Source organism: Streptomyces sp. NPDC054842, from assembly GCF_053611025.1.
On the sequence record NZ_JBSGZN010000020.1, the window covers coordinates 139,841 to 146,058 of the forward strand.

The 6,218-nt window shown below is 73.5% G+C and carries 8 protein-coding genes; 4 read left to right on the plus strand and 4 right to left on the minus strand.

Translation table 11 applies throughout. From position 1 onward, the window contains the following. Positions 1–53 precede the first annotated feature (53 nt). Entirely contained in the window at positions 54–497 is a 444-nt protein-coding gene (locus ACWGIS_RS18215; RefSeq protein ID WP_453363434.1) for a MarR family winged helix-turn-helix transcriptional regulator, read from the plus strand. A gap of 53 nt (positions 498–550) precedes the next feature. Continuing rightward, a complete protein-coding gene (locus tag ACWGIS_RS18220; protein WP_453363435.1) occupies positions 551–724 on the plus strand; it encodes a hypothetical protein in 174 nt (57 codons plus the stop codon). A 28-nt stretch (positions 725–752) separates the two neighbouring features. Here the strand turns inward: ACWGIS_RS18220 and ACWGIS_RS18225 are convergent, their stop codons facing one another. Together ACWGIS_RS18225 and ACWGIS_RS18230 are read right to left on the minus strand one after the other, a co-directional pair. Next, positions 753–1,454, minus strand: coding sequence for a hypothetical protein (locus ACWGIS_RS18225; protein WP_453363436.1), 702 nt, complete (start codon positions 1,452–1,454; stop codon positions 753–755). Between the two features lie 38 nt (positions 1,455–1,492). Then, positions 1,493–2,176, minus strand: coding sequence for a response regulator (locus ACWGIS_RS18230; protein ID WP_453363437.1), 684 nt, complete (start codon positions 2,174–2,176; stop codon positions 1,493–1,495). Between the two features lie 334 nt (positions 2,177–2,510). Here ACWGIS_RS18230 and ACWGIS_RS18235 point away from each other — a divergent pair, with 334 nt between their 5' ends. After that, positions 2,511–3,305 (plus strand): GNAT family N-acetyltransferase, encoded by a 795-nt coding sequence (locus tag ACWGIS_RS18235; RefSeq protein WP_453363438.1) that lies wholly within the window; start codon positions 2,511–2,513, stop codon positions 3,303–3,305. A gap of 84 nt (positions 3,306–3,389) precedes the next feature. Here ACWGIS_RS18235 and ACWGIS_RS18240 read toward each other — a convergent pair whose 3' ends face one another. Next, positions 3,390–4,136 (minus strand): TetR/AcrR family transcriptional regulator, encoded by a 747-nt coding sequence (locus ACWGIS_RS18240; protein WP_453363439.1) that lies wholly within the window; start codon positions 4,134–4,136, stop codon positions 3,390–3,392. A 188-nt stretch (positions 4,137–4,324) separates the two neighbouring features. On the opposite strand from ACWGIS_RS18240, the gene ACWGIS_RS18245 reads away from it, so the two are divergent. Continuing rightward, on the plus strand, positions 4,325–5,284 hold the full coding sequence (locus ACWGIS_RS18245) for an NAD-dependent epimerase/dehydratase family protein (protein WP_453363440.1): 960 nt from the start codon (positions 4,325–4,327) through the stop codon (positions 5,282–5,284). A 252-nt stretch (positions 5,285–5,536) separates the two neighbouring features. Here ACWGIS_RS18245 and ACWGIS_RS18250 read toward each other — a convergent pair whose 3' ends face one another. Continuing rightward, positions 5,537–5,977 carry an SPW repeat protein gene (locus tag ACWGIS_RS18250; RefSeq protein WP_453363441.1) on the minus strand — a complete coding sequence of 147 codons (441 nt, stop codon included), beginning with the start codon at positions 5,975–5,977 and terminating at the stop codon, positions 5,537–5,539. Between the last annotated feature and the right edge of the window lie 241 nt (positions 5,978–6,218).

Genomic DNA, 6,218 nt, shown 5'->3' on the forward strand with positions numbered 1-6,218 from the left:
TTCGGGGCCGTCGAGTGGATAATTGCTCCCGTTCACCGACCTCCCGAGGAGCCATGAGCCACCGCGCGGCCAACCTTCCCCAACTGCTCACCGAAGCCAAGCGCTGGTTCGACGACGCCCTGATGGCGAGCATGGAGAGCGCGGGGGAGCAGCCGGTCAGCACCGCGCAGGCCGCCGTCTTCGCGATGCTCGACGCGGAAGGGACCACGGTCTCCGAGCTGGCCCGCCGCATCGGCGTCACCCGCCAGACCGTCCATCAGGCCGTGCACGGTCTGATCGCCATGGGCCTGCTCCAGCAGGTCCCCGATCCCGGCTCCGCCCGCAGACGGCTGATCCGCACCACCGCCGAGGGACTGCGCGTGCACGAGCGGGCGCAGGCGGCCATCGGCGTCATCGAGTCGGTCCTCGCCGACCGTATCGGCAGCTCGGGTGCCGACGCGCTGCGGCAGGCCCTGACCGCCGACTGGGGCCGTCCGCCGCTCGTTCCGGCACCGTGACGAGGCAGCGGCAGCACGGATCGAGCGGTGATCGAGCGGCCAGGGTTCCGCTCATGGGGGCTCAACTTGCGGACGTCGGCCGGTACCACGGCGAACTGCCGTGCCGTTGGTGCGAGACGCACATCGACCAGGCAGGGCGACGCGAGCCAAGGCTTTACTGCCGCACCTCGCATCGCTGGAAGACCTACGGAGCGTGGGTCGCCGCCCTGGTCGGCAATCTCTTCTGAGACCCCCTCAGCGGTGAGACGGGCGTCGTCAGCGGCCTTCCGCCAGCCACGTCCGCCAGACGCGCCGCGAGTTGGGCACGTCCGGGCGGTCGAGGATCCACAGGACGTATCCGGCGTGCAGCCGGGCCCACGGATCGTCCGACTCCCGTGCTCCGGCGAGGCGCTCCCGCAGGTCCTCGCCGTCGACTGCCCTGGCCACCCGCACGTACTCCCGGTCCTTGCAGCGGTACGCCCGCCGGACCACGGTCTCGGTCAGGTCGACGAGTTTCGCCCGCACCGTCTCGTCCCCGGCCGCGGCGGCCACGTCCCGGATCAGGACCTGCTTGGTGCCCCATGCCTTCGCGTACCGCGTCCACTCCTGCGGGTACCGCGCCTCCCACTCCAGGAACAGCAGTGCGTAGGGCAGCCCTGGCCAGCCCGAGATCTCCGCGCGGTGCGGGCCGTCCCACAGACCGTCGGGCAGCGAACGGCCCTGGACGGCCACGTACTCGTCGTGCGCCCGCCGCACCGCGGGAGCGTCGAGCGGCGACCGCACCCCCTGCGTCGAGGCCAGCCGCCACGCCTCGTCGAACCGCCGGCGGGCGAGGCCGGTGCTCCGCCGGGCGGCGGCCAACCGGGCCTGCGCCGCGTCCCGTTCGGCCGGGTCGGCGGCTATCAGCCCGTACGCCCAGCCCAGACGTTCCTCCCACGCCCGGGCATCGTCCACGCCCGGCCCCATCACCTCTGCCATGGCTCGATCATCCCCGAGCCCGGGCCGCAAGGCGACAGTCAGTACGTGGCCGGCGGAGCGGGCTGCACGAGCCCGGACTGGTGGGCGATGACGACCAGTTGCACGCGGTCGCGGGCGTTGAGCTTGGCCATGGCGCGCTGCACGTGGGTGCGCACGGTCAGCGGGCTGACGACGAGCTGGTCGGCGATCTCGGTGTTGGACAGTCCCTCGGCGGCCAGTGCCAGCACCTCCCGCTCGTGGGCGGTGAGCGCGTCGAGCGCCTCGGGCGGCGCGAGCGGGCTCCCCGGCGCCGGCGTGGCGAGGTACCGGGTGATGAGGGCGCGGGTGGCCAGCGGGGAGAGCAGGGCGTCGCCCCCGGCCACCGTGCGCACGGCGCTGAGCAGGGCGTCGGCGCCGACGTCCTTGCCGAGGAAACCGCTGGCCCCCGCCCGCAGCGCGTGGGCCACGTACTCGTCGATCTCCAGGGTGGTGAGGATGAGCACGCGCGTCGTCGCCAGCCCGGGGTCGGCGCAGATGGTGGTGGTCGCGGTCAGGCCGTCGGTGCCGGGCATGCGGATGTCCATGAGAACGACGTCGGGGTGGTGGGCGCGCGCCAGGTCCACGGCCTCCCGGCCGTCGGTGGCCTCGGCGACCACGTCCATGTCGGCGCAGGACTCGATCAGGATGCGGAACGTGGCCCGGAGGAGGGCCTGGTCGTCGGCGAGCAGGACGCGGATGGTCATCGGGTTCGTTCCTCTTCCGGTGCCGTGGGGGGTGGGTGCGGCGGTGGCCGGGTGAGTCCATGGTGGACGACGCGGTGTCCGAACGGCCGCCGACGACCGCCCGTGTCGGGCGGTGTCGTGCCGTGCGCCCGGCGCGCCGACCGGCGCGCGGCCCGTCTGCGCGGCGGCTCCGAAGCGTCGCCCGGTGCCCGCCCCGGCAAAGAGCGGGTCCGCGTCGGCAGGGGGCGGGCGGCGCGTGGGCGGACGTGACGGAGGCGGCGGGAAACCGCTCCCGGGCGGAGCGCACCCCCGTAATCCCATTGCCGGGACTCCCGGCAGGTGCTGGAGTGACCCCATGGATCACGTGGGGGTACTGGCCCTGTTCGACCGGGACATGCGGGAGGGCGCGCGGCCCGACAGCCCGGGAGCCCGGGTGGAACGCGTCGGCAAGGTGGTACGCCAGGTGGGCTCCGAGCAGGGCTGGAACGGAGTGGTCTGGTCGGACCTCGACGCGGCGGGCGCCGACGCCGCGATCGCCGGACAGATACGGTACTTCACCGGCCTCGGGCGTGAGTTCGAGTGGAAGCTGTACGGACACGACCTGCCGGACGACCTCGGGAGGCGGCTGCGGAAGGCCGGGTTCACCGCGGAGCCGGAGGAGACGCTGATGGTCGCCGAGCTGGGCGACCTGGCGCTCGACGCGGCGCCGCCGGACGGCGTACGGCTGCTGCCCGTCACGGACAGCGCCGGGGTCGACCTCGTGGCGGACGTGCACCGGCGGGCCTTCGGCACCGACAGCTCGCGCCTGCGCCACCAGTTGCTCGCCCAGCTCACCGGCGAGGCGGACGACGTCGTCGCCGTCGTGGCCCTCGCCGGTGACGTCCCGGTGAGCGCGGCCCGCCTGGAACTCGTCCCCGGCGCCCGGTTCGCGGGGCTGTGGGGCGGGGGCACCGTCGAGGGCTGGCGGGGCCGGGGCATCTACCGCGCCCTGGTCGCCCACCGCGCCCGGGTCGCCGCGGACCGCGGGTACCGCTACGTGCAGGTCGACGCCTCCGGCCAGAGCCGCCCGATCCTCGCCCGCCTCGGTTTCGTGCCGCTGACCACGACGACGCCGTACGTGTACGCGCCTGGTGCGGACGCCTCGGCGTAGAAGGCACCTTGCGCGTGCGCCGGCCCGGCGACCCCCTCGCGACGAGTCCCGCAGAACGGTTGCCCCGCGCGCCCGTCCGTGGCGTCAGTCGAGTCCGAACGCGTCCGCGAGCGACTCGATCTGCGCCGACAGCAGCGTGCCGCCGTCGTGCCCCATGCCGTCGAACTGGCCGGACACCTCCAGGCCGACCGCGCCGTGCAGGTGCGACCAGGCGAGCACCGCGCCGGCGAGTGCCACCCCGGCCGCCTCCTCGTCCACGTCCCCCGGTCCTGCGGGCCCCCCGTCGGCGCCGCCCGTGCCGCGGGCGACCCAGTCGGCCACCTCGGCGTCCGCGCGCACCCATGCCGTCGTCTGCGAGACCACCGGGGCCACCGCCTGGCCGGGACGCGCTCCGTGGAAGGCGAAGAGGAAGGGCGTGAGCACCGCGCGGGCGCTGTCCCGTGTGTCGGGCGGTGCACTGTAGCCGGGGACCGGCGTGCCCTGGATCAGCAGGTAGCGGTGCGGCTGTCGGACGGCCCACTCCCGGCAGCCGGTGGCGAGCGCCCGGATCCGCTCGCGTGCCGGAGCGTCCGGCGCGAGATTCTCGGCGGCCGCCGTCACCGCCGCCGCGAGGTCCGCGTAGGCATCCCGGATCAGGTCGCTCAGCAGCGCGTCGCGGCTGTCGAAGTACCGGTACAGGGCGGGCCCCGAGAGGCCCACCTCCTTGGCGATGCGCGTGAGCGCCACCGCGGCCGTGCCGCCCTCGGCCACCTGCCGCAGCGCGATGTCCTTGATCTCCGCGCGGGTCTGCTCGCGGTAACGGGCTCTCGGACCCTGCTGACTGCCGGTCACGTTCGGCTCCTCTCTCGATCCCGCTACACACCCTAACGAACAGCGAGTGGGAACCACTCTTGCTACTGACAATCGCAAGAGTTACGGTGTCTAACGAAAGCGAGGGGCGGTCACCGAAACCCCGCTCGCTCACGGCACGGCTCCGGTCATGGGGTCCGTGCGAGGACCCAAGAGAGAAGGAACCATTCATGTCCACCGCCCCGCACACCTCCCGCGCCCTCCACGCCGTCCTGGGCTCCGGCCCCGCCGGAACGGCGCTCGCCCGTGAACTCGTCCGCCGGGGCCACGCCGTCCGGCTCGTCGACCGCAAGGGCACCGGCCCCGCCCTCGAAGGGGTGGAGCGCGTCGCCGCCGACATCGGCACCGACGCGGGCGCGGCGGCCGCCACGGACGGCGCCGAGGTCGTCTACCACTGCGTGAACGTCGCCTATCACCTCCAGGTGGAGGTCATGCCGCGGGTCCAGGACGCCCTGCTCGGCGCCCTGCGGGGCACGGGCGCACGGCTGGTCGTCCTCGACACCCTGTATCCGTACGGCGAGACCGGGGGAGCGGTGATGACCGAGGAGTCCCCGTGGAACGCCACGAGCCGCAAGGGCCGGATGCGCGCGGACCTCGACGCCAAGTACCTCGCCGCCCACGGGGAGGGCGGTGTCCGGGTCGTGCTCGGCCGGTCCGCGGACTTCGTCGGCCCCGGCGTGCTCAGCTCGACCCTCGGCGCCCTGGTGTTCCCCGCCGCCCTGGCCGACGGCGAGGTCGTGGGGCTCGGGGACATCGACCTGCCGCACAGCTACACGTACATCGAGGACGTCGCCACCGGCCTCGCCACCCTCGGCGAGCACCCCGAGGGCGACGGGCGGGTCTGGCACCTGCCCACGGCGCCCGCGCCCACCACCCGGGAGGTCCACGCCCTGATCGGAAAGAGTCTCGGCCGTCCGCTGCGCACCCTGGTCCTGAAGGACGCGGCGCCCTACGGCCCCTTCGACGAGCAGTTCATGTCCGAGTACGCCGAGATGTTCTACCAGCACACGGAGCCGCAGATCGTGGACTCGTCCGCCTTCGAGCAGGCCTTCGCGGTGCGGCCCACGCCGCTCGCCGAGGCGCTGGACGCGACACTCGCCTGGTACGCGGAGTGGCTCGCCCGCCAGTGAGCGGGCGCGACCGGAGTGTCCGCGCCCCGGCCGCCGTGCAGGGCGCGGCGTGGTGGTCACGCCCGGGCACGCGCGAGCTTCGACCCCTCCGCACGAGCACGCACCCGCACACGTGTTTGGCCCCCCGCATACGGCGGCGTTGTCCAGGCGGCCCGGGTGAGTGGCGGCGAAAGCGTTCCTCACCCCACACCCACCGGCCGGGCCGGGCCGGGCCGCGCCGGGCGGCCCGGCCCGGCCGGTGGAGTCCTTCCGCTACGCCCGAGGGGTGCCGCGCGTCGCGGTGACCATGCACACCGTCCCCAGCATCACGGCCAGTGCCCCGATGACGATGCTGTTGAGCACGACTCCGGTGTCCGGGCTCGAACCGACGATCCACGGCGAGATGATCATCCAGGTGCCCAGTGCGCACAGGGCCCCGCTCAGGCCGTACATCCGCTCCGGAGAGTTCGTGAAGCCGAGCGCCAGGACGCCGATCGCGATGCCCATGATCAGGTTGTGCACCACGAGCGGGGGCTGGCTCGTCGTGTAGTGGAGGATCCACGGCGACGCGGCGCAGTACAGACCGAGCAGGAACACCGGTCCGTCCACGAGCGCCACATCGCGCCCGCCGAGCATGCGGGCGTACCGGGCCCGCATCTCCGGGGCGTCGGGGTGGGTGGTGATGTCACCCCGGGTGTGCGAGACGTTGGCCATGACTCGTCTCCTTCGCTCTCTGCGAGCCTCGCCGCCACGGGATGGTGCGGTAAGCGCCGCGTAAGTCCCATGGTGCGCTTATTTTCCCTTTATGTGTAGGTTCGCGGTGAAGGGAAAACGGAGGGGGAAGCCGCCTGCCCGGCGGCGGCACGCGGCCGGGTGTTCACGGGTTCGCAGTGGCTGTTCCCGATGCGTACGCGCAGGTCGGCGGCTCTCGCGCGGGCCGGGACATGCGGCGTCG